Raw genomic sequence first — 22,156 nt, 5'->3', positions numbered from 1 at the left:
TTGTCAACCTTCCAGGCTCATTCGAAATCATTTTCTGACAAATATCTCCCGGGCCAGGTTCGTGTCGATGGCAAATTCGGAATATCCTACCCGGAAGATATAGGAAGGGAACGACTGGACCAGGGTGATCTTGTTGCCCGGTAATACCCCCATGGCCATCAGCTTCTGCATCTTTTTGTTGTCTTCCGTCTGGATATAGGCGATCTCGCCCTCCTGTCCCGATTTGAACTCGGTCAACGGCACAATCCCCAGATCACCCTGGGCACGGGCCTCATCGCAACATGCGCCGGGCGGGATCGGCTTTCCGTGGGGACAGGTGGAGGGATGGTTGAGCATGGTACAGACCTTGACATCGGCCCCTTCGTTCAGGAGGTGCTCAAACTGGCAGGCCTTGTATTCCCCTTCATCACCTCGAATATTGAGGACATCCATCATCAGGCGTTCCGCCAGGCGATGACGCCGGATGGTAACCTTCCCCTCCTCGCGCCCTTCGGGTCGAAAGTAGATCATGCCCTGGCGGACCTCGATCAAGGCATGCCCGGCAAGCTCAAGGTACACGGGATCATCGGTCGGAAATCCCATGGTTTCAGGATCAAGAAAGGCCTGCCCTTCCTCTTCCACGACCACCCACAGCGCTTCAAGGACCTCTTCAGCTTTTTCCGACAGTTTCATTTGCGACCCCCCTTGTCAGCTGGCGTATCATTTTTATCAAACAGTTTCCTGATGGATTTTATCAGACCCGGCTCCAGCGGGTTTTTATAGTTACAGCGCGGGCAATGAATGTTGTGGCAACCGCCGGGACAGCCGCCGCACCCCTTTTTACCCTCTTCCTCGTCAAACTCATGTCCGCAGAATCCGCATTTCACGCCAGTATACCCGTCACCAGCAGAAATTTGTTGAGCAGATACCCACTGCCATAGGCAAACAGGCTGACAAAGACGCCAATGGCGCTGGCCGTTTTCCAGCCACGCTCGTTCTTCATTACCAGAAACTGGGCGATGCAGGGAATGAACAGGGTCAGCGTCACCGCCGCCACGGTCAGCTGGCGGGCATCCATCAGCCCCTTGGTCTGCAGATCATATAATCCGGCAGCACCGTAATCGCGACGGAAGAAGCCGAAGATAAAGGCCACGGCCGTCTCTTTCGGCAGGCCGATGGAGGCCATCACCGGGGTCATCGCCACAATCATCTTTTCGAAAAACCCGGTCACCTTGCCCAGCCAGAGCAGCACCGAGGCCAGAATGAACAGCGGCAGAATCTCCATGAAATACCACTGCATGCGGGTGTAGGTCTTGGTCAGGACGTTGCCCAGCTGTGGCAGGCGCATGGGGGGCAGTTCCATGTAGAACATGGGGGCCTCACCCGGCATCACCTTCGAGGCCAGCAGGCCGACAAGTATAAAGAGCAGCAGCATGCACAGCCCCCAGACCAGCAGTGCGCCGGGCGCCTTTGAAAGCAGTCCCAGTATCACACCCAGCTGGGCTGAGCAGGGGATCGCCAGGGCCAGCAGCAGCGTGGCGATGACCCGCTCGCGCGTCGTCTCCAGGGTGCGGGTCACCATGGTTGCCATGGTGTCGCAACCGAACCCCAGCACCATCGGAATGACCGCCCGCCCCGTCAAACCGATATGCTTGAACAGGCGATCGACCAACAGCGCCAACCGCGGAAAATACCCGGTGTCCTCCAGAAAGGAGAAGAAGATAAAGAACGTCGCTACGATCGGCAGGATGATGCCGACCGCATAGCGGATGCCCAGGGTGATGATGCCGTATTCGCCGACGAACAGTTCCTGGATGATCTCCCAGGGGACGATCCCCTTGACAACACCTATGACCCAGGGATTGAAAAACCCTTCGAAGAACTTTTTTTCCAGCAGATCGACTACCGTGCCGGCGCCGAACTCACCGACAAACTTGTAGAGTCCGAAGTAGAGCACGATCAGCAGCAGCGGCACACCGGTCAAGGGTCGCACCGACAGGGTCGAGAGCCGTTCGGCCCAGGTAATTACCCGCTTTTCCGGTGCAACAAGCACATCCTTGATCAGCTTTCTGACAATATCCTTACGCTCCAGCGACAGGTCGAGGTGAAATGATTCACGCCGGTCGTAGGCGATCTCGCGCACTTTTTCGGCCAGCTCCGCATAACCGGCGCGGTCCCATTCCCTGAACAGCCGGGTAATCTCCTCGTCCTGCTGTAGCAGGAGCAGCGCCAACGACTTGGGCGACATGATGTAGGAACCGCTCATATGCTGCGTGACCTGGGCAACGTCCTTTTCCAATAACCGGCTGTAGGCAAAATGGCGCGGCGCAACGCAGTGATAGTCAACCACGGCCTTGCGAATCTCGTCCAGACCCCGCTTACGGGCCGTGGCAGCACCGATCACCGGAATGCCCAAACGCTGCTGCAAGAGTTCCAGATTGATTGAGAGCCCCATCCGCTCGGCCTCGTCCATGATATTGACCACCAGTATGACCGGCAGATCGGCCTCAATCAACTGGATCGTCATGGCCAGCATCCGCTCCAGGTTGCGGGCGTCAAGCACGTGCAGCACGACGTCGGGCGATTCGTTCAACAGGATCTCGCGGGCGACCCGCTCCTCCTCTGTAATGGTGTGGATCGAGTACATGCCGGGCGTGTCGATCACCTGCCACGTCTCACCATCGATAGTCGCGTTGCCGCGGGAAACCTCGACCGACGTGCCGGGATAATTGGATACGGTCACATACGCCCCGGTCAGGGCATTAAAGAGTACGCTCTTGCCCACATTGGGGTTGCCCACCAGGGCCACCCGCTTGACGGCATCCCTGGATTGCGCCGATTCCTGCTGATTGTCGCTGCCTGTTGCCATGCACTGCTTCCTTTCCTGCTTTTGATAATCATTTTCATTTTACCGGCAAAAAAACTCCCTCGTTTACGACACGAGGGCTATATGATGGCTGGAATCAGCCTCGGCAGGTTGCACACAGTCCGTAAATTTCCAGTTTGTGACTCCTGATCATGAATCCATGTCGAGTAGCAATCTCGTTCTGGAGTTTTTCTATGGTTTCATTCTCGAACTCGATGATTGCGTTGCACCCGGTACAAACCAGGTGGTCGTGATGTTCACCGGCCATGACATGTTCATAGCGCGTCTGACCATCATGCAGCAGGATCTCACGGGCCAGACCGGCCTCGACAAACAGTTTCAGGGTACGGTAGACCGTTGCCTGACCAACACCGGGACTGCTGGACTTGACCTTCAGGTACAGCTCTTCGACGCTGACGTGCTGATGGGTGGAAAGGAATACATCAAGGATAATATCGCGCTGGCGTGTGGAACGAAGACCTTTGTTGGCTGCAAATTCATTGAAGGTTTTTTTCTTTTGCAGGATCATCAGCGCTCCTTATTGAACATGATTTTCAATATAAAGAGGTGCTGCACGCCTGTCAATCCTTTTCTCGGACTCGGTCCATATCCAAGTAACTACTTGACATGTAAAGATCAAAGCTGGTACGGTAACAAAAGTAAAGTGCTGTTCCCGGAAAATCACGTCAACGTAGGCCCCGGAATTACTCCGGGGCCTTTTTTATGCATTCAACCAGCCCTGAAAATCAGGATACGTGCGTTAACGAAGTTAGTTTCGGCCTTAACCAGGTGCAGAAAACAGCTTCTGACTCACTACAAAGAAGGAGTTACATGGATTTCAAGAAATTCAATTTCCATCCCCAGGTTGCTGCCGGTGTTACGGCTGCAGGCTACATCTCACCGACACCGATTCAGTCGCAGGGCATCCCCCCTGTCATGCAGGGCCTTGACGTCATGGGCCTGGCCCAGACCGGCACCGGCAAAACCGCTGCTTTCGCACTACCGATCCTGCACCGCCTGATGCAGGGCGAACGCGGCAAGATTCGCGCGCTGATTGTCGCCCCGACCCGTGAACTGGCGGAACAGATCAACGAGGCCATCACCGTACTGGCAAAACAGACCCGCCTGAGAAGCATGACCATCTACGGCGGTGTGAACGTCAATCCCCAGATCAGCAAACTGAAACAGGGCGTCGAGATCGTCGTAGCCTGTCCCGGAAGGCTGCTCGACCACATCGGCCAGGGCACGGTTAATCTGTCCAGCCTGGAAGTACTGGTACTGGACGAGGCCGACCAGATGTTCGACATGGGATTTCTGCCGGATATCCGCAAGATCCTCAAACACATCCCCGAAAAGCGGCAGACGCTTCTGTTCTCGGCCACCATGCCGGACGACATCCGCCGGCTGGCCGGAGATATCCTGTCAAAACCGGTTACGATCCAGGTTGGCAGCACCGCACCGCCGGTCACCGTGTCCCATGCCATGTATCCGGTTGCACAGCATCTGAAAACGGGCCTGTTGCTTGAATTGCTGAAACATACCGATACGGATTCGGTGCTGATCTTTACCCGCACCAAGCACCGCGCCAAACGCCTGGGAGAACAGCTGGGAGCTGCCGGCTACAAGGCCGCTTCGCTGCAGGGCAACCTCTCCCAGAACCGCCGTCAGGCTGCCCTGGACGGTTTCCGTGACGGTACCTATCAGATTCTGGTAGCCACCGACATCGCCGCCCGCGGCATTGACGTATCCCAGATTTCCCATGTGGTTAACTATGACATCCCCGACACGCCCGAGGCATATATCCACCGCATCGGCCGTACCGGCCGTGCTGCCCGCAGCGGTGACGCCTTTACCCTGGTGACCGCCGATGACACGATCATGGTGCGGACTATCGAGAAGAAACTCAACTCACAGATCGAACGGCGTACGATTGAAGGGTTCGATTACAGCATTCCGGCACCTCACAAGGACAGCGAGTTTGCCCGCCCGCCGCGTCCGCCCCAGAACCACAAGAAACCGGCAAAACGGGAATCAACACATGCAACCCCGGGCAGACCGGGCGCTCCCAAATCGCCTGCATCGGGAAGGCCGCAACCGCCAGGCGGAAAACCGGTTCAGCCGTCCTCAGCACCAGCTGCCCGCCATCCGCAACGGGCACCCCGGGCGCGTTGATAGTCAGGCTCGAATAGATTTCAAACAAGGATCGGCACTGCGCCGGTCCTTTTTTGTGTCTGTTTGACTTATTGTCAAGCCGTCTCTATACTTCTCGAACTTCATAATTTCGGAGCAGCCATGAACAGAAAAATTTATGTAATCGGGCACAAAAACCCCGATACCGACTCAATAGCGTCAGCCATTGCCTATGCGGAATTGAAGAAACGACAGGGTCTGCCCGATGTCCATGCAGCCATGGCCGGAGAACCAAATCCCCAGACCCGCTATATCCTTGAGCGTCTTGGCATTGAGGCACCACTGTACCTATCGGATGTACATCCCAAGGTGCGGGACATCCTCAAACGCCAGCCGGTCACCGCCTCTGCCACCATGACGCTCAAGCAGGTCCTGGAACTGTTTCACCACCATACCATCCGAGTACTGCCGGTGGTGGACAAGGACAAGACCCCCATCGGTCTCGTATCCCTGCTGAAGCTTTCAGAGAAATACCTGGTCGCCGGAACCGATCGCAAACGGGGTGTGGATACTTCACAACGCGCTCTGGCAGAATGCCTGAACGGTGTTTTTCTGACAGGAACAGCGACCGATGATGTCGAGCATCTGCACCTCTTTATCGGGGCCATGATTGAGGATTCGTTCTCCAGGCGAATCGAAGGCTATGACCCGGCAACGCTGCTGGTCATGACCGGTGACCGCCCGTCAATTCAGCAGGCCGCCATCGAAAGAGGTGTACGGATTCTGGTCATTACCGGCGGGTTTACGGTCAATGACGGGCTGCTGGCCGCAGCCCGGGCAGCCGGCACCACGATTATCTCCACAACCCACGACACAGCCACAGCCGCCTGGCTGGCCCGGCTTTCCACACCGCTATCATGCTTCGTGGAACCGAAATTTGAAAAGGTCGGGGTGGCTGAACCGCTGGAACATCTGCGATTGAAGCTGCTCCACTCGGGAGAATCGGCCGTTGTCGTCGTAGAAGAAGACGGCAGCATCGCCGGGATTGCCACCAAGTCGTCACTGCTGGCTCCGATACCCTATGCACTGATCCTGATGGACCACAATGAACTGGCCCAAGCCGTCCCGGGCGCCGAATCGGTCGAAATTCTTGAAGTCATCGACCACCACAAGCTTGGCAACTCACCGACTGATCAGCCAATCACGTTTATGGCTGCCCCGGTCGGCAGTACCTGTACACTGGTTGCAAGCCTGTATCGTGAACGGGGACTTGATCCGGATCAAAAGATAGCCGCATTGCTTCTGTCCGGCATCCTCTCCGATACGGTCATCCTGAAGTCCCCGACTACGACGGCTCGCGACCGGGAAATCGTTGTATGGCTGGAAGGGCTGGCAAAGCTTGACCATGCCACCTTCGGCAGGGAGATATTCTCTTCCTGTAGCGGCTTCAGCGCCTACGGCACTCCGGAAAAGGCGGTCCGGGCCGACTTTAAACATTTCAACGCCGCCGAGACGCTTTTCGGGGTCGGTCAGGTGGAGGTCGTCGGGTTCGATGAATTCTATGATCTCAAGGATAATTTACGGGAAGCGCTGAAGCGAATCAAGGACCAGGATCGGCTGGCACTGGCTGGCTTGATGGTTACCGACATCTACACCGAGACATCACTCTTTCTTGTGGAAGGGAAAAACGAATTGGCCCACGTCATGGGATATACCCAGCTGGAGCCGCACCTGTATGAGCTGAAGGGGGTCATGTCGCGTAAAAAGCAGATGGTGCCGCATCTGTTAAAGGTTCTGGGGGCGCTCTGACAGGGAATTTCCAGGTCTGACGCAAAAACCGGGAACGGGGAAATGCTCTTCGCATTTCCCCGTTTTCATACCCGGTAATTTCACCCTGCTTTATTTGGCTACATCCAGCAACTCAACATCAAAGAGAAGCGTAGCATTGGGAGGAATGACTGCGCCTGCTCCGCGCTCACCGTAGCCCAGTTTTGACGGAATAATAAGCTTGCGCTTGCCGCCGACCTTCATGCTCATAACCCCTTCGTCCCAGCCGGGAATGACCTGTCCAACCCCGATAACGAAAGAGAAAGGTTCTTTGCGGTCAACCGAGCTGTCGAACTTCTTGCCGTTCTCCAGGGTTCCGGTATAGTGCACCTTGACCTGCTTGCCCTTGACCGGCGACGCGCCACTGCCAACCTTGACATCGACATATTTGAGTCCCGAAGCCGAAATAACCGTCTTGGCGGTAACAACCATCTTGGAGACAGTGCTCTTTTCCTTGGAACCGGCCTGCTCCTGGGCAGCCATTGCCGGAATGACACACATTGACGACAACGCCGCCACGATAACCGCACTTTTCCTGATACCCATCCTGCAACCTCCTTATGCTGGTTGAATTTTGTTCAGCACCCGACTCTCTCATACCACATCACGGGAAAAATGTCAGCAGGCAACGCAAAACAGCCGAGAAGTATTTGATGTTGTCGGGATACCTGATATAATAGCCTCAATTCAGTGTTGTGCTGAATTAAGCTTGTTTTGAAACCTGCCACAGCGCCATCAACATTCCAGACATGCGGAGGTTCATTATGAAAACGTTGCTAGGTATCGTATTCACCCTTCTCATTTTTTCCATTCCTTCTCTCAGCCTGGCCGCTGCCGATCGTCCCGGCCCCTACGTATCCGGATTCCTGGGCACCAGCTTTGCCAGGGATGCCACTGTGAACAGCTTTGACTCCAGTAGCGGCGGTTCGTTCAGCGATCAGGTCACTTTCGATCCGGGTGTCTACGTTGGCGGCACCGGAGGCTATGACTTCGGGTTCCTGCGACTGGAGGGCGAACTATCCTACCGTCACGCCGGTATCGACAAGGTCACCAACAATTCAACCGGCGAACGTTTCCGCAATGTTGACGGAGACGTGGGGGTGTTTGCAACCATGTTCAACGCGTACTTCGACTTGCATAACCCTTCCCGTGTAACGCCCTATGTGGGCGGTGGCATCGGCTTTGCAACCATACACATCAGCAATACCAACGGGGTTGGCAGCATACAGGGATACACGCCGTTGTATGATGAAAGCAACGACACCGTCTTTGCCTCCCAGGTCGGCGCAGGCATGGATATTGCTCTTAACAGCCGCTATTCACTCGACATCGGTTATCGTTACTTCGTGACTGAGAAGGCAAATCTTGATGGCGATGTTATTTCGAGCAACATGAAATTCGAAAGCCACAACGCGCTGGTCGGATTCAAATTCAAGTTCTGACCTTGCTGCCACATCCAGGTACAAAAAAGCCGCTTCCCCTAAAGGTTGCGGCTTTTTTGATGGAATCAAACAGATCTACAGTTTATTCAGGCATTGTCCTTGGCAAGCAGATAGCGCCCGACCCAGTTTTTTGCAAATTGAAACGCGGTCCGACCGCAACGCTTGCTCTTGTCGTGGGACCACTGAACGGCATCCTGCTCCAGTTCCTTGCTCCAGGGGATCGTCAGCTTGCGCTGGCGCGCTTCGCGTTCGACCGACAGACGCACGGCGTCAAGGTAACGATCCTGGGAAAAGGCGTAGAAGGCCACCCAGATGCCGAAACGGTCGGACAGCGACACCTTTTCTTCCATGGCTTCACTCTGCTGCAGTTCGCCCCTGACAAATTTGCCGCCAATGTTGTCGCTTTCATATTCCGGCAGTAGATGGCGACGGTTGGAGGTGACATAGATCAGAACGTTCTCCGGCGCCGAATAAACCGAGCCGTCCAGGGCACTTTTCAGCATCTTGTAACTCAACTCACCGACCTCAAAGGTCAGGTCGTCGCACAGGAGGATGAAGCGATAAGGCTGGTTCTCAACAGCGGTGAATATTTCGGAAAGATAGATCAGATCTTCCTTTTCAACCTGGATGAAACGCAACCCTTTGGGCCCGAACTCATTGAGCAGGGCCTTAACCAGCGACGACTTGCCCGAACCACGTGACCCCCACAGCAGGGCGTTGTTGGCCGGCAAACCGGCCAGAAACTGCCTGGTGTTGCTGACCATGATCTCCTTCTGCTCCTCGACACCCAGCAGCTCGTTCAGGGTTGTGGTATCCGTCACCCTGACCGGTTCGAGATAGCCGGAAAATGAATGACGGCGCCAGTTGGCAGCGTGACATGTTGCCCAGTTAATCGGGGCAACGGCTTTGGGAAGCAACATTTCAACGGAACTGAGTACTCTTTCCAGCTGGGCAACAACTTCAGGTTTCAAATTGAGCATTGTTTCTCTTTCTTTTCATAGTGTATTCCGGATAAATTTCCGGGAGGCAAACCAATAAAACGTAGACAAAAAAAATCACTGCCCTCCCGATGTGGCGACCAGTGACTAATTTATTCACATCAGAAAGGTGTTAACTAATCCATATCAATTACGACACTTATCATGAACCACTCTTCGTTGGAATCAAAAAGTAATGTGAGGGTATTTGCCAGAGACCCCGAAGAGATTACATATTCCTTGCCGCTGACAACCGAGGGGGTCGAAAGCCTGACTTCATGACCATCCTTGGAAAGATGATGTTTGAATGATCCCGCGATCATATTGGCGATTTCACCCAGGGCATCGTTGACATCTTCATTCAATTCGGAGACGTCCATGCCAATCATGCTCGATGTGAATGAAAGCGCCAGTTTCTGCGGTACATGCAGGCTGACGAGACCATTAAAAAGACCAGCCAACCCCACCATCGCCGTAATACAATCACTGAAATGGGTCTTGGGATCCACCTGCAGGGGCAGATGCAGCAGATCCTCAACCCCCACCATGGTGGTAAAGACGTCCTGGACATCTTTGTGAAACTGCGCGATCAGTTCATCTTCAGTTGTACCGAGTTGATCATACATCAATGCGGGCAATGACATCGCAACCTCCTTAACGGGCTACCATCCTGTCTCGATCTGTTTCTCTATCATGTTGCAGTATTGCTGAAAGCATTGATTCCATGTGTTCATCGATACTGCGGAACTCCACACCTACGCCTGGAATCCGCCGCAACCCCCATGGACAAATCCAGCGGACGGAAGCGATAAATGAGTACGAATATTCAGGAAAAGCAATCTGAATATCCTGACTGATCTGATACTGTTCCGGGTGGGCATCAACAATGAATGCCCCTCCCCAGGACATATTCAAAGCGAACAGGCGGTCCTCTGGTGCTCGCAAGCTTGAAACCGCTGAAAGGACAATATCCCGGCGGCGGTGACGTCTCAGCCGTCTCGGCGTAAAGGCACGGCAGCTTTTGTTGAGAAAATCGCTGAGACTGTTATCCTGCCTGGCATCTCCCGGCATGGCCATGGGCACCAGCATCCCCCCGATTGCCCTCACCCTGAGTGTCGGATAAAATCCGGTCAACGAACAGGCAATAACCTTTTCATCCCCTTTAGCCTTAACTATGGATTGAAGGTCTACCAAAACCCCGTTGAATACCCCATCACGGGCACTATCCTCTGCCTCAAGAAAACTTTCGCACGCCACTCCTGTCGCATTAATACGCTGCAGGTTTTCCAGGAACGCCCTACGTATGTCCGCATTATATGAGATAACGAGCAGCGGATAACTGATTACCGGAAGAATCATGCAACCATTCCTAACCCTGGTAAACCGGATAGTGTGTTAGCATTTACCCGCCACAGATTTCATCCAGATTCCGTGCTTCTGTTCAACATTCATTCGAATGAGTGAACCTGCGGGCACAAGTTGAAAGAATCTTCTGTGTTATGTATATCAGATGGTTATCATGTGGCAACACTTAAAAGAAAATTCCAAGAATACAGATACATCTATTGCCTGAACTCATTTCCTGTTTTTCATTCTGGCCTGCAACAGGTCTCCCAACGTCCCCATCCCTTTGGGCGCTTCGGATGCCTGCCTACGATATTCCGACAGCGTTGCTTCTTCCTCTTCGGCAGCGCGGGCGACACCTGCCAGAGCCAGAGAAATGCGGTGTTCAGTGCGGTTGACCGCCTCTATTCTGACCTCGACCGCCTCACCTTCCTTCAAGACCTCGCGCGGATTATTGATGCGTTTGCCGGCGCCCAGCTTGGAAATATGGATCAATCCGTCGACGCCGTCCCCCAGGGTAACAAAAGCGCCAAAAGGAGCCAGTCGTGACACGCTGCCGGTATGGAACGACCCCTCCGGAAACCTCTCCAGAACCTGATCCCATGGGTCTGCCAACGTATCCTTGAGACTGAGAGAAATGCGCTCCTTCTCACGGTCGATTGTTTTGATCACAACCTGCACCTGTTGGCCGATGTTCAGCACATCGCGAACATCATTGACCCTGCTCCAGCCGATCTCAGAAATAGGAATCAGCCCCTCCAGGCCGCCGATATCAACAAAGGCGCCAAAATCCTGCAGCGAGGTAACCGTACCGGCAACCGTCATCCCTACAGAGATTGCGGATTGGGCCTCTTCCCTGAGCCGGCGTTGTTCTTCTTCAAGTAATGCCCGACGGGAAACAACTATATTACGCCCATTCTCAGCGTAGTCGGAGATGCGGAATGCCAGACGCGTACCAATGAGCGACTCAGCGTTATCCACACGACGTAGTGCAATCTGCGAAAAGGGGCAAAAAGCCCGGGCCGTGCCGCCCAGTTTGATTTCGTAGCCCCCCTTGATCTCTTTCTCAACCACGCCCTCAACCGGCACACCTGAGCGCCACGCATCTTCGAGCTGCGCGCTGCCGGAAGCGCCGCTGCCGCCAAGCCTTGTGGTAAAGCGCATCTCCCCATGACTGGAGGACAAGAAATAGGCAGCGATGCTGTCACCCTCCTTGACCGTCACATTACCATCCAGGTCGAGGAACTCCTTGCTGTCAACAACCCCTTCCCCTTTTTGGCCGGTATCGATGAAGATCCACTCGGCATTGGCTTTCAGTACCCGCGCCGTTACCTTCTGCCCCGGCTCCAGCCAGGCACTTTGCTTGGCGCTCTGCTGTTCAAAAAGCTCAGCAAAGCTTTCTTCGTTAGCTTCTTCTTCCACTGCACCCTTCAGATCGTCAGTATCTGTCATTGGCTCTTCCCATTTCCGTGATTTGGATTTTTATAGCGGGCAGGTTATTCAAGTATGATCCGCTGTGTCAAGCTGTCTAATGTGAGGTATTTGTCCAAAGAACTCCAGCAATAATTAAAAAGGCCCCCCGGTTACCTTGGCAATCGGGGGGCCTTTATACCAACTGCTGACCTTTTACAATCCTAGCTGTTTGAAGAAATCATTGCCCTTGTCATCCACCAGGATAAAGGCCGGGAAATTTTCCACTTCTATTTTCCAGACCGCTTCCATCCCCAGTTCAGGGAAATCGATGCACTCTACCTTCTTGATATTCTCTTCCGCCAGAACAGCGGCCGGGCCGCCGATGGAGCCGAGATAGAAACCACCATACTTCTTGCAGGCATCCGTTACCTGCTGGCTGCGATTGCCTTTGGCGATCATGATCATCGAACCGCCCTTGGATTGAAGCTCATCGACGTAGCTGTCCATGCGACCTGCAGTGGTGGGGCCGAAAGAGCCGGAGGCCTTGCCCTTGGGGGTCTTGGCCGGACCGGCGTAATAGATCGGATGATTCTTCAGGTACTCGGGCAACGGCTTGCCACTGTCCATGATCTCCTTGAACTTGGCGTGGGCAATGTCGCGTCCTACCACGATGGTGCCGTTCAGCAGCAGCGGGGTTGAGACCGGGTGTTTGCTCAACTCGGCCAGAATCTCCTTGATCGGCTTGTTCAGATCAATCTTGACGCCATGCTCATGCTTGCCGCGGTACTGGGCCGGAATCAGACGTCCGGGATTGCGGTCCATCTCCTCCACGAACAGGCCGTCCCGGGTGATCTTGGCCTTGATGTTGCGGTCGGCCGAACAGGAAACCGCCATACCGACCGGACAGGACGCGCCATGGCGGGGCAGGCGGATAACGCGCACATCGTGGGCAAAGTACTTGCCGCCGAACTGGGCGCCGATGCCAAGTTTCTGAGCGGCGACCAGCAGTCGCTCCTCCAGCTCGATATCGCGGAAGGCCTGACCATGTGCGTTGCCCTGGCTGGGAAGTCCATCCAGTTCCTTGGCAGTGGCCAGCTTGACGGTCTTCATGCAGGCATCGGCCGAGGTGCCGCCGATGACGAAGGCGATGTGGTAGGGGGGGCAGGCGGCGGTGCCCAGATATTTCATCTTCTCGATCAGATACTTTTCAAGCTTATCCGGCGTGAGCAGGGCCTTGGTTTCCTGATACAGCATGGTCTTGTTGGCGGAACCGCCCCCTTTGGCCATAAAAAGGAACTTGTAGTAATCACCGTCAGTGGCTAGGATGTCGATCTGGGCCGGCAGGTTGGTGCCGGTGTTGATCTCTTCATACATATCCAGTGCCACGGTCTGGGAATAGCGCAGATTTTCCTCCGTGTAGGTCTTGTAAATCCCTTTGGAGAGCCACTCCTCATCCCTGACACCGGTCCAGACCTGCTGGCCCTTCTTGGCGGCGATGGTGGCCGTGCCAGTATCCTGGCAGACCGGCAGGTCGAACTGGGCAGCGATTTCGGCGTTGCGCAGAAAGGCCAGTGCCACGCCCTTGTCGTTCATGGATGCTTCCGGGTCGCTCAGGATCTTGGCAACCTGCTCGTTATGGGCCGGACGCAGCAGAAAAGAGACATCACGCATGGCCTCGTTCGACAGAATCGAGAGCGCCTCGGGACAGATCCGGACGACGTCCTTGTCGGCAAATTTTTCAACTACAACGTATTTTTCTGAACCTTCAATCTTGCGGTACACGGTCTTGTCCGGGCCAATCGGAAACGGGTCCTGATACGTAAATTCGGGAGTTGCCATGGGTAAAGCTCCTTTCGTGTCATTGGTGGTAGGCCGCAGAGGACCGAGATAGTGTATACAGGGAGGCCATCTTAGTTAAAATTGACCTCTTTGTCGAGTGCGAAGTTTACACATAAAGTTTGCGTGCAGGAAAACGATTAATTTGACACATTTGCTGGGGTATGCTACCTGTATCCCTTCGGTTTTTCACTGACTTTCGAGGTATTCAGCTATGTTCAAAAACCTTCGCGAAGATATTAATTCGGTCTTTGAACGCGACCCCGCGGCACGCAACGTGTTTGAGATCATCTTTTGTTATCCCGGCCTGCACGCTCTGTGGATCTACCGGATCGCCCACCTGTTCTGGATCAATGAGTTCTATTTCCTGGGGCGTTTCACCTCCCATATCGGTCGGTTTCTGACCGGAGTCGAGATCCACCCCGGCGCTAAAATCGGCCGCAAGTTTTTCATCGATCATGGCATGGGCGTAGTGATTGGCGAGACAGCGGAAATCGGCGACAATGTAACCCTTTATCACGGCGTAACCCTGGGTGGCGTAACCTGGGACAAGATCAAGCGGCACCCTACCCTGGCTGACAACGTGGTTATCGGTTCAGGCGCCAAGATACTGGGACCGTTCACCGTCGGCAAGGGAGCTAAAATCGGTTCAAATTCGGTGGTCGTAAAAGAGGTTCCCGAGAACGCCACCGTTGTCGGCATACCCGGCAGAATGGTCATGGAGCAGGAGAAAAAGGATGTCGGCCGGGCAGATCTTCAGCATGGTCAGCTGCCTGACCCAGAGGCCAAGGCCATTTCCTGCCTGTTCGACCAGATTCGTGAGCTGGAACGGAAATATGACCTGCTTGCCAAAGAACATGAACAGTTGAAAAAGCGGCTGGATGCCTGATCATGATCAAGCGCCAGACAACCATCAACCGCATCTTTAAAATCACCGGTATCGGCCTGCATACCGGCCAGCCTGTTACCCTTGAATTCCTTCCACGACGCGAATTCGGCATCGCCTTCATTTACAAAGGCATCACCATTCCGGCCCGTTACGATATGGTGGCCGATACCCGCCTGTCGACCCTGATCGCCCGTGAGGGGGTATCGGTATCCACGGTCGAACACCTGATGGCGGCCTTCTATTTTTCAGGGATCACCAACTGCCTCGTATACATCGACGGGCCCGAAGTACCGATTCTGGATGGATCGGCCTGGGAGTTCTACCAGGGCATGTGGAAAGCCGGAGTATATGAATTCCCCGAAAACAGCGTGTATCTGAAGGTGCAGCGCCCGGTGGAGGTCAAGCACAATGACGCCTGGGTACGCATCAAACCGCACAATACCCTGGATATCACCATGACCATCGAGTTCCGCCAGCCGGTGGGCAAGCAGAAAAAACGGGTCACGGATGTGGAGAACGCCTTCGCGATCATCAATTCGCGAACGTTTACCCTGCTGGAAGAAATCGAAGCAATCAAAAAGGCCGGGCTTGCCAAGGGCGGATCGCTGGATAATGCGGTGGTAATCGGCACTGATGACATCGTCAATCCCCATGGATTGCGCTACCGCAAGGAGCTGGTCAACCACAAGATCCTCGACCTGATCGGAGACCTGTACACCAGCGGCTACCGTATCATGGGCAAGGTCGAAGCCAACAAGACCGGCCATTATCTCAACAACCTGCTGCTGAAAGAACTCTTCTCGGATCCCGCCAACTACGCAATCTACTAAATGCCGGCATCGACAAAAAACCCCGCATGCACCACGCTATGGGTGCATGCGGGGTTTACGCTCTAATGCGCGTTGGTTCATTTCCCCAATATCACCTCTCCTGTATCCGTAAACAGACGCACCGGCAGCTCAAAGACCCGCCTGAAGACATTAAACACCCCTTTAGCCAAAGACTTGGCCGGTATTGCTGAAACCTGAGGATCGGACCACTTCCCTTTCGCCTCAAAGAAGACCGTCAGGAAGTCCTTATCCTTGCCGGTCAGAAGCCAGCCCACCACCGGTATGCGGTTGACGACCTTGTCAACTGTCTGGAGCGGCTGGACACCGATTGTAAAATTCAGATCCTCTTTGACAATATCGGCTTTTCCAACTACCGACACGTTGATGGCATCGCTCGCGATAAACAGATCCTGAGTGACAACACCGCCGTCACTGATGGCAAAACTGCCCTTGATTTCATTGTAGGGCATGCCGTCCGCAACCATGTCAGGCAACTGCATCTTGAGCAACTGTGACACATTGAGGATAGAAAACATCTTGGAAAGCACATTGAACTTGCGCAGCTTTCCGTTTTCAAGCCGCAGCCGAACATTGCCCAGTGCTGTCTTTTTGATATCCGCCAAGGCATCCCCACGAGCGGTTACATCACCCTGCACATTCAAAGATCCGGTTACATCACGGGATATATCCAGAGCATGCAGAAAACGGTCGGCATCAACCCGCTCAAGATTGAAATTGAGGTCATAGCGGCTGCCCAGTTCGCCTCCGGGGGCAACTCTGCCCTTGGCTGCCAGTCTGCCGCCAAATACGACTGCATCAAGCCCCTGCAGATAAAGTATGCCTGCGTCCTGATGAGCTGCCACATTCAGCTTGCTGAAAGGAATCCTGCCGTATTTTCCGGCCTCGGCAATCAGCTTGAGTTTCATATCAGTTTTTTTAGCACCCTGATTCGCTGCACTACCGCCCTGTTCCCCCAGCCTGGCAAGCAGCAGAAGATCATCCACATCCAGATTTGATGAGGTAACAGTAAAAGCAGCCTCCGGGGAGCGTCCACCGGCATACACGCCACTGATACTGAAATTGGAGGCATTCAGCAGACCTGAGAAACTATTGATTGTGTATCTGCCCTCTCGGACAGAGAAATTGCTGTTCATGCGACGTATGGCTACATCCGATTTTATTGGTGCCAGATTGAGATCCCTCAGCAACAATTGGGGGGAGGACAACGTTATTTCAGCTTCACCGTTTTTCAAACTGCCTATCCTGCCCTTGACATTCAGCGGAGAATCACCGTAGCGGGCAGAAACATTGGATGTTTCGAGGCTATTGCCCTTGAAGGAGATATTTCCGTTGATGCCGCTGATGACCTTCAGTTTATCGTCCGGCTGAACAGCAAATGAATTGAGGGCAACATTCCCGGTAAAATTCATGGCAGAGAATTCCTCCGGGTTGCCGGAACCGGCGATATGGGCCTGCAGCCTGCCGCGCGGGTGGTACTGTTGCCACCCGATCATAATGGGAAGTGCTTCGCCCATGGTAAAGGGATTGGTCTGAACTTCGAATCCCAGATAGGGCTGTCCGCTATACTTCAAATGAGCTGTAGCTGAAAGCATCAGGGGAGATAAATTGTACGCCAGACTGGTCAACCTGGTTTCACCGGCACTGATGACGGAAGAAAAGGTGAGATGGTTGACCATGCCGGCCGGTTTGCGGATTGCTCCCGGGAATAGATACGCCGCTTGCTTAAGCTCCCAGCCTCCATTCAGTCGATACGCAGAATAATGGCCGTTGCCAGTCAGAACAAGTGCCGAGGTGCCGTTGAACTCCAGCCTGGAAGCACCTGCGATCCGGGCCAGCCAGGCAACTTCGGGCGGGTGCGGTGTGATTTCCATGCGTACCGGATAATCGGACGGTTTATCGGTGTTGTATTCGGTAATCGAACCATTCAGCTTGAGCGGAGATTCTCCAAACAGGGCTGTCATATTGATCAGGCTGAAATTTTTGTCTTTGAGTTCGATCGTACCCTTGATGTTGGAAAAAACCGGCGCCTTGGGACCGTAGCTGAGAACGGCCTTCTCCACAGGTCCACGAATAAAAAGGGTCTTATGGTTATCACCCAGTTCCATATGGGTAATCTGGCTGATACGACCGTCCAGAATCCCCGTATCGAGCTTGAAGACGCCGGCCTTGATCTTATGTTCGATATAATCAGACGTATCCGTCGGGATGATGCCATAGGGCACATAACTCCTGATCTCCTCGTAACGGAAGGTACCGGGGGTGCTTGCCTTGGTAATGATACGCGGATCCTTGCCGGCATAGTCGTGCATCTGAAAACTGCCTTTAATTCGAAAACCGTCCGTTGTCAGTTCCAGAGCAGGCACATTGATCAAAGAGGCGGTCAGGCGGAGATCATAATTCAGCTGAAGTGCACGTGGCGCAACAGTGTAATGGAAAATTTTCGGCCAAACCACTGATGCTCCGCTCACACGAATCTTTCCCTTGGCGCCAAAATCCTTGATCCGCCCCTTAAAGCTGGTAGACACATCCAGTTTACCGCCGGTATTGGCAAATGGAATAAAACGTTCGTAATATGGCCAGAAGCGGCCGATTTCGAACTGCTTAAGATCTACGGCACCGTTCAATTCCGCTTCTGTCAGTGGGCGGTCCTGTTCCGGTAGCTTTACCGAACCAGCCATAGTGAATGTTCCCGGCAGACCGGATATTACTGGCAGTTCGCAGAACAACTTGATGTTACCTTTGCGACCACGTGCCAACCGGTCAAGATCAAGGGAAATGTTCCGGACAACAGACTGAAATCCTTCCTTCTGGATGGCCAGATCGTGCCACTGTATGGAGCTGCGTCTCAGCTGTACCTTTCTGAAATGAACCGGTGCCGAGTCTTTTGACGGCTTGAGCAGATCATCAATATTAAGAGTGCCATCGCTGTTCCGCACCAGGTTGATAAAGGCACCATCTGCACGCACATCCTGCAAAACAACCTGTTTCTCCAGCAGAGGCAATAACGCCAGCTTCACGGTTATCCGTTCTGCTTTAAGAAAATCGCTGCGTCCGTCAGGCTCTTTTACCGTAACACCGGTAAAATCAAAGGATGGCCCGAAGTGCCAGGCAAATGTACCGCTGCTGAAGGTGACGTTACGATGGAGAGATTGCTGAAGGGCGGCAAGGATTTCATCTCGATAGGCATTGATATCCAGCAAGCGGGGTAGAAATACGGCAACACCGATAATCAAAGTCGCGACTATCAGCGCCAGAATTCCGGAAAATTTGATGTAGGTTCGTTTTTGCATCGGGGGTGAGGATGCACCTTGAGGTACTTAGATTTTGATGAGGATAAACCGTAACACAGGCCGCGTCAACAGCATTTGCCTTCAACTTTCCTGAGCAGCAGCCGCCGGAATCAGTCTGACAATATGCACCTTGAGGATGGATGTAGGGGTCACTTCTTCACAGACAAGTCGGTAGTCATGCCAGACAACCGACTCTCCGCGTAACGGAAACCTGCCCAATTCATGCAGGATCAGGCCTGCAACCGTTTCATAGGGTACATCATCAACCATCTTGACACCAATAGCATCGGCAAGTTCGAATATTGAGAGCAGTCCGTCTACCAGCTGGCTTCCATCCGCCATCCGTTGAAAATGTACCGCCTCGCCGGCATCATGTTCATCCCTGATCTCTCCCACCAGCTCCTCGATCAGATCCTCGGTCGTTACCAGACCGCTCAAGCCGCCGTACTCGTCAACTACAAACGCCATCTGGTTGCGCGAACGCTGCATTTCCTTAAGTAGACTGCTCACCTTCTTCCCTTCCGGAACAAATACCGGCGGCAGCATGATGGACGCAAGATCAAATGCATCACCGGCCACCAAACGGCCCAGAAGGTCTTTCCCATGCACAACCCCGACGATTTCCTCAATACTTTTCCGGTATACCGGGTAACGTGAATACATATTTTCCAGCACGATCTTCACGACCTCATCGCGAGGAGATGACAACTCCAGGCCGACAACACGGGTACGCGGCATCATAACCTCACGCACTTCGGCGTCGGTAAATTCGAACACCCGATGCAACAGACGCTGTTCATCCGGCTCAAGGGTGCCGCTTTTATGAGAAACATCGATAATCTGGCGCAACTCATCTACCGTATACACCGAGGAGAAATCACCTGTTTTACGAAGTCCGAACAATCTGACCGTACTCGAACCGGCCCAGTCCAGGAGCAGGATCGGCCAGCGGAAAAAATTGTGAAATATGCGCATCGGCCAGGCAATAGCCAGGGCAACCCGTTCAGCACGTTCAAGCGCCAGGGTTTTGGGAGCCAGCTCTCCCAGCACGATATGCAGAAAGGTTATAATCGTAAATGCAGCAACAAACGAGATGGTATGCCGGAGTGAGTCTGACACCAGGCCGCGCAGCGGGGCCTCCAGCAACCTGGCCACGGCGGGTTCGCCAATCCAGCCAAGCGCAAGAGAGGCCATGGTAATACCCAGTTGTGTGGCTGAGATGTAGGCGTTGAGATGATCAAGAAGACCCAGCAGCAACTTGGCACGACGGTTGCCGGACTCAGCCAGTGCCATGATGCGGGAACGGCGGACCGCCACGAGAGAAAATTCAGATGCAACAAAAAAACCATTGGCTGCAACCAGCAGAAGAACGGATACTATATAAATGGCAGAAATGGACATGCCGGTATATTCCTTTATGACTTCGTTAATGTCAATGCCATTGTAAGAGCCCTCGGCGTATAAAAAACAAGAGCCTGCCGGAAATGTTCCGGCAGGCTCTTGGCATAATCTGTACGGGTAAGACGATAAATCAGGCAGCTGCAACCGTTACTTTGAGGTTGGCAGTTACTTCTGGGTGAACCTTTACCGCTACGTCGAACTCACCAACATTCTTGATAGGCTCTGCCAGCAGAATGGTCTTGCGGTCAATTTCGAAGCCCTTTGCCTTGAGGAAGGCCGCAATTTCCATATTGGTAACCGAACCGAACAGCTTACCCTCTTCACCAGCCTTATGCAGCAGCTGAACCGGTGTTTCTGTCAATTTGGCAGCCAGGTTCCTTGCTGATTCCAGAGCCTTATCCTTCTTGTAGGCCATCTGACGTTTCATGTGCTCAAGCGCCTTGGCGTTCTTTTCAGTAGCCTCAACCGCCAACCCCTTGGGGAGCAGATAGTTGCGGGCATACCCGGGGGCAACCTTGACGATATCCCCGATGAGCCCCAGATGTTCAATGTTTTCTTTCAAAATCAGCTTCATAAAACTCTCCTTTCAAGCCTGTTTTACAGGTTTTCCTGTTTTCTGGGGGTGCGAAAATCACCCCACAGGTCAAATATTCCTATTGCTGCGACCAGCGCTGCCAGATACGGCTGCAGCAACAGCATGATATACAATCCGGCGCGCAGGACTCCCGCAATGCTCTGACGGGCTATAATGGTAAACAACACCGCCAGTCCCTGCAGAAAATAAAGAAGCAGTATGATTGCCAGAATATTAAGAGCCGGAGTAGTGATGAGATGGCTGCCGGCAAGCATGGAAAAACCGGCCGCAATGAGAACCCATACGATAATGTCAGGATTTCTGTATTCTCTGAACTCACCGAGATTCAAATCATGGAATCCGATTATTGCGAAACGCCGCAAAAGGGCCAGATTACACCCTGCCATGGCAATCAGCGTAATCGTTACCAAGGCCGGATACATCCTGATAACCAGGTCAGCTGCCGTGGACATGGTCTGCTTCAGTACAACAAGCTCATCGCCTTTAACACCGCTTTTTTCATAAATACTGACTGCTTGTGCAACACTGCCCTGAATTTCAGAAACGACCAACTGATGGATGTCCTGGCCGCTGGATATGCTGAAGAAGATAACCGCCAACGTCAACAGGGTCATATTTGCGGCGGTCGTCCAGGCAATCGACCGTACTCCGCTGAACCCTCGCAACAGCAGTTCCGGCAGCAACAAAGCAATCAAGCCGCATTGAACCAGATAGAAGGTGCCGGCGGTAAGACCAAATACTGCAGTCATGGCAGCAGTGCCGCCCAGAACACTGATACTCGCAATCCAGCGGTCGTGACGGAAGCGAACATATGCTACCGGGAATGGGGCCAGCAATCCGGAAAAGATACCCGCCGGGGGTATCACCAGATATGCTGCAAACAGAATGAATGAGCCGGACATGCCAATCAGAGCCGCGAATATGCGGGAACTAACGACATGTCCGGCCTTGTCGGTCAGGCTCATCAATCAGGAATCAGGGAAGTACGTGGTTTGATGCAACCGGAAGCAGGGCAATATTCCGGGCACGTTTGATGGCCTCGGTAATTTCACGCTGGTGTCTGGCACAGTTTCCTGAGATGCGGCGCGGAACGATTTTACCACGCTCCGAAATGAAGTATCGAAGTGTGCGCGGCTCTTTGTAATCGATCGACAGATTTTTTTCGGCACAGAAGCGGCACACCTTCCGGCGCTGGAAAGGGCGTTTCTTACGCGGTCCGCCAGGGCCGGTTGAGGGGCGCTGGCCAGGTCCTGAAGAAGGGCGCTGATAGGTGCTGGTTGGTCTTTCGTCACTCATGATAGTATATCCTCCAGGAA

20 protein-coding genes are annotated in these 22,156 nt (G+C 53.6%); 5 read left to right on the top strand and 15 right to left on the bottom strand.

What is annotated here, in order from left to right; genetic code table 11:
* Positions 1-27: 27 nt before the first annotated feature.
* The 4 genes from ACOCF6_RS18965 to ACOCF6_RS18950 all read right to left on the bottom strand — a co-directional run bounded on the left by ACOCF6_RS18965 (position 28) and on the right by ACOCF6_RS18950 (position 3,374).
* Positions 28-672: a metal-dependent transcriptional regulator gene (locus ACOCF6_RS18965; protein WP_482461886.1), complete on the bottom strand. Its 645-nt coding sequence runs from the start codon at positions 670-672 to the stop codon at positions 28-30.
* Positions 669-866, bottom strand: coding sequence for a hypothetical protein (locus tag ACOCF6_RS18960; protein WP_482461885.1), 198 nt, complete (start codon positions 864-866; stop codon positions 669-671). Before ACOCF6_RS18960 ends, ACOCF6_RS18965 begins: the two co-directional genes overlap by 4 nt.
* Entirely contained in the window at positions 863-2,848 is a 1,986-nt protein-coding gene (feoB, locus tag ACOCF6_RS18955) for a ferrous iron transport protein B (protein WP_482461884.1), read from the bottom strand. The genes ACOCF6_RS18960 and feoB overlap by 4 nt, the downstream gene beginning before the upstream one ends.
* A 94-nt stretch (positions 2,849-2,942) precedes the next feature.
* Entirely contained in the window at positions 2,943-3,374 is a 432-nt protein-coding gene (locus ACOCF6_RS18950; RefSeq protein WP_482461883.1) for a Fur family transcriptional regulator, read from the bottom strand.
* A 302-nt stretch (positions 3,375-3,676) separates the two neighbouring features.
* Here ACOCF6_RS18950 and ACOCF6_RS18945 point away from each other — a divergent pair, with 302 nt between their 5' ends.
* On the top strand, positions 3,677-5,017 hold the full coding sequence (locus ACOCF6_RS18945; protein ID WP_482461882.1) for a DEAD/DEAH box helicase: 1,341 nt from the start codon (positions 3,677-3,679) through the stop codon (positions 5,015-5,017).
* 120 nt (positions 5,018-5,137) lie between these two features.
* A complete protein-coding gene (locus ACOCF6_RS18940) occupies positions 5,138-6,784 on the top strand; it encodes a putative manganese-dependent inorganic diphosphatase (protein WP_482461881.1) in 1,647 nt (548 codons plus the stop codon).
* 90 nt (positions 6,785-6,874) lie between these two features.
* Here ACOCF6_RS18940 and ACOCF6_RS18935 read toward each other — a convergent pair whose 3' ends face one another.
* Positions 6,875-7,348, bottom strand: a complete 474-nt coding sequence (locus ACOCF6_RS18935; RefSeq protein WP_482461880.1) for an FKBP-type peptidyl-prolyl cis-trans isomerase — start codon at positions 7,346-7,348, stop codon at positions 6,875-6,877.
* A 218-nt stretch (positions 7,349-7,566) separates the two neighbouring features.
* Here ACOCF6_RS18935 and ACOCF6_RS18930 point away from each other — a divergent pair, with 218 nt between their 5' ends.
* The gene (locus ACOCF6_RS18930) at positions 7,567-8,244 is read left to right on the top strand and encodes an outer membrane protein (RefSeq protein ID WP_482461879.1); all 678 of its coding nucleotides are present in this window, start codon (positions 7,567-7,569) and stop codon (positions 8,242-8,244) included.
* Between the two features lie 86 nt (positions 8,245-8,330).
* Here the strand turns inward: ACOCF6_RS18930 and ACOCF6_RS18925 are convergent, their stop codons facing one another.
* The 5 genes from ACOCF6_RS18925 to ACOCF6_RS18905 all read right to left on the bottom strand — a co-directional run bounded on the left by ACOCF6_RS18925 (position 8,331) and on the right by ACOCF6_RS18905 (position 13,817).
* The gene (locus tag ACOCF6_RS18925; protein WP_482461878.1) at positions 8,331-9,224 is read right to left on the bottom strand and encodes an ATP-binding protein; all 894 of its coding nucleotides are present in this window, start codon (positions 9,222-9,224) and stop codon (positions 8,331-8,333) included.
* A gap of 134 nt (positions 9,225-9,358) precedes the next feature.
* Entirely contained in the window at positions 9,359-9,865 is a 507-nt protein-coding gene (locus tag ACOCF6_RS18920) for a chemotaxis protein CheX (protein ID WP_482461877.1), read from the bottom strand.
* A 10-nt stretch (positions 9,866-9,875) separates the two neighbouring features.
* Positions 9,876-10,580: a PilZ domain-containing protein gene (locus ACOCF6_RS18915; protein ID WP_482461876.1), complete on the bottom strand. Its 705-nt coding sequence runs from the start codon at positions 10,578-10,580 to the stop codon at positions 9,876-9,878.
* A gap of 216 nt (positions 10,581-10,796) precedes the next feature.
* Complete coding sequence (gene rpsA, locus ACOCF6_RS18910) at positions 10,797-12,017, bottom strand: 30S ribosomal protein S1 (RefSeq protein WP_482461875.1); 1,221 nt, start codon at positions 12,015-12,017, stop codon at positions 10,797-10,799.
* Positions 12,018-12,191: 174 nt separating this feature from the next.
* Entirely contained in the window at positions 12,192-13,817 is a 1,626-nt protein-coding gene (locus ACOCF6_RS18905) for a fumarate hydratase (protein WP_482461874.1), read from the bottom strand.
* Between the two features lie 211 nt (positions 13,818-14,028).
* On the opposite strand from ACOCF6_RS18905, the gene cysE reads away from it, so the two are divergent.
* Together cysE and lpxC are read left to right on the top strand one after the other, a co-directional pair.
* Entirely contained in the window at positions 14,029-14,703 is a 675-nt protein-coding gene (cysE, locus tag ACOCF6_RS18900; RefSeq protein WP_482461873.1) for a serine O-acetyltransferase, read from the top strand.
* Between the two features lie 2 nt (positions 14,704-14,705).
* Positions 14,706-15,533: a UDP-3-O-acyl-N-acetylglucosamine deacetylase gene (gene lpxC / locus ACOCF6_RS18895; protein ID WP_482461872.1), complete on the top strand. Its 828-nt coding sequence runs from the start codon at positions 14,706-14,708 to the stop codon at positions 15,531-15,533.
* A gap of 77 nt (positions 15,534-15,610) precedes the next feature.
* Here lpxC and ACOCF6_RS18890 read toward each other — a convergent pair whose 3' ends face one another.
* The 5 genes from ACOCF6_RS18890 to rpsR all read right to left on the bottom strand — a co-directional run bounded on the left by ACOCF6_RS18890 (position 15,611) and on the right by rpsR (position 22,136).
* A complete protein-coding gene (locus ACOCF6_RS18890) occupies positions 15,611-18,844 on the bottom strand; it encodes a YhdP family protein (RefSeq protein WP_482461871.1) in 3,234 nt (1,077 codons plus the stop codon).
* 81 nt (positions 18,845-18,925) lie between these two features.
* The gene (locus ACOCF6_RS18885) at positions 18,926-20,245 is read right to left on the bottom strand and encodes a hemolysin family protein (protein ID WP_482461870.1); all 1,320 of its coding nucleotides are present in this window, start codon (positions 20,243-20,245) and stop codon (positions 18,926-18,928) included.
* A gap of 130 nt (positions 20,246-20,375) precedes the next feature.
* Positions 20,376-20,819, bottom strand: coding sequence for a 50S ribosomal protein L9 (rplI, locus tag ACOCF6_RS18880; RefSeq protein ID WP_482461869.1), 444 nt, complete (start codon positions 20,817-20,819; stop codon positions 20,376-20,378).
* Positions 20,820-20,842: 23 nt separating this feature from the next.
* Positions 20,843-21,805, bottom strand: coding sequence for a YybS family protein (locus tag ACOCF6_RS18875; RefSeq protein ID WP_482461868.1), 963 nt, complete (start codon positions 21,803-21,805; stop codon positions 20,843-20,845).
* A 10-nt stretch (positions 21,806-21,815) separates the two neighbouring features.
* On the bottom strand, positions 21,816-22,136 hold the full coding sequence (gene rpsR, locus ACOCF6_RS18870) for a 30S ribosomal protein S18 (protein ID WP_482461867.1): 321 nt from the start codon (positions 22,134-22,136) through the stop codon (positions 21,816-21,818).
* Positions 22,137-22,156: the final 20 nt, after the last annotated feature.

The sequence above is a fragment of the Geobacter psychrophilus genome, from assembly GCF_056821595.1.
The sequence above is the reverse complement of the archived record's forward strand: the minus strand, read 5'-3'. Positions and strand labels throughout refer to the sequence as shown.

Coding starts and splice junctions, on each gene's coding strand:
- rplI (WP_482461869.1), bottom strand. CDS start 20,819: ATGAAGCTGATTTTGAAAGAAAACATTGAACATCTGGGGCTCATCGGG.
- feoB (WP_482461884.1), bottom strand. CDS start 2,848: ATGGCAACAGGCAGCGACAATCAGCAGGAATCGGCGCAATCCAGGGAT.
- ACOCF6_RS18940 (WP_482461881.1), top strand. CDS start 5,138: ATGAACAGAAAAATTTATGTAATCGGGCACAAAAACCCCGATACCGAC.
- lpxC (WP_482461872.1), top strand. CDS start 14,706: ATGATCAAGCGCCAGACAACCATCAACCGCATCTTTAAAATCACCGGT.
- rpsR (WP_482461867.1), bottom strand. CDS start 22,136: ATGAGTGACGAAAGACCAACCAGCACCTATCAGCGCCCTTCTTCAGGA.
- ACOCF6_RS18890 (WP_482461871.1), bottom strand. CDS start 18,844: ATGCAAAAACGAACCTACATCAAATTTTCCGGAATTCTGGCGCTGATA.
- ACOCF6_RS18950 (WP_482461883.1), bottom strand. CDS start 3,374: ATGATCCTGCAAAAGAAAAAAACCTTCAATGAATTTGCAGCCAACAAA.
- ACOCF6_RS18930 (WP_482461879.1), top strand. CDS start 7,567: ATGAAAACGTTGCTAGGTATCGTATTCACCCTTCTCATTTTTTCCATT.
- ACOCF6_RS18935 (WP_482461880.1), bottom strand. CDS start 7,348: ATGGGTATCAGGAAAAGTGCGGTTATCGTGGCGGCGTTGTCGTCAATG.
- rpsA (WP_482461875.1), bottom strand. CDS start 12,017: ATGACAGATACTGACGATCTGAAGGGTGCAGTGGAAGAAGAAGCTAAC.
- ACOCF6_RS18905 (WP_482461874.1), bottom strand. CDS start 13,817: ATGGCAACTCCCGAATTTACGTATCAGGACCCGTTTCCGATTGGCCCG.
- ACOCF6_RS18945 (WP_482461882.1), top strand. CDS start 3,677: ATGGATTTCAAGAAATTCAATTTCCATCCCCAGGTTGCTGCCGGTGTT.
- ACOCF6_RS18885 (WP_482461870.1), bottom strand. CDS start 20,245: ATGTCCATTTCTGCCATTTATATAGTATCCGTTCTTCTGCTGGTTGCA.
- ACOCF6_RS18965 (WP_482461886.1), bottom strand. CDS start 672: ATGAAACTGTCGGAAAAAGCTGAAGAGGTCCTTGAAGCGCTGTGGGTG.
- cysE (WP_482461873.1), top strand. CDS start 14,029: ATGTTCAAAAACCTTCGCGAAGATATTAATTCGGTCTTTGAACGCGAC.
- ACOCF6_RS18915 (WP_482461876.1), bottom strand. CDS start 10,580: ATGATTCTTCCGGTAATCAGTTATCCGCTGCTCGTTATCTCATATAAT.
- ACOCF6_RS18925 (WP_482461878.1), bottom strand. CDS start 9,224: ATGCTCAATTTGAAACCTGAAGTTGTTGCCCAGCTGGAAAGAGTACTC.
- ACOCF6_RS18875 (WP_482461868.1), bottom strand. CDS start 21,805: ATGAGCCTGACCGACAAGGCCGGACATGTCGTTAGTTCCCGCATATTC.
- ACOCF6_RS18920 (WP_482461877.1), bottom strand. CDS start 9,865: ATGTCATTGCCCGCATTGATGTATGATCAACTCGGTACAACTGAAGAT.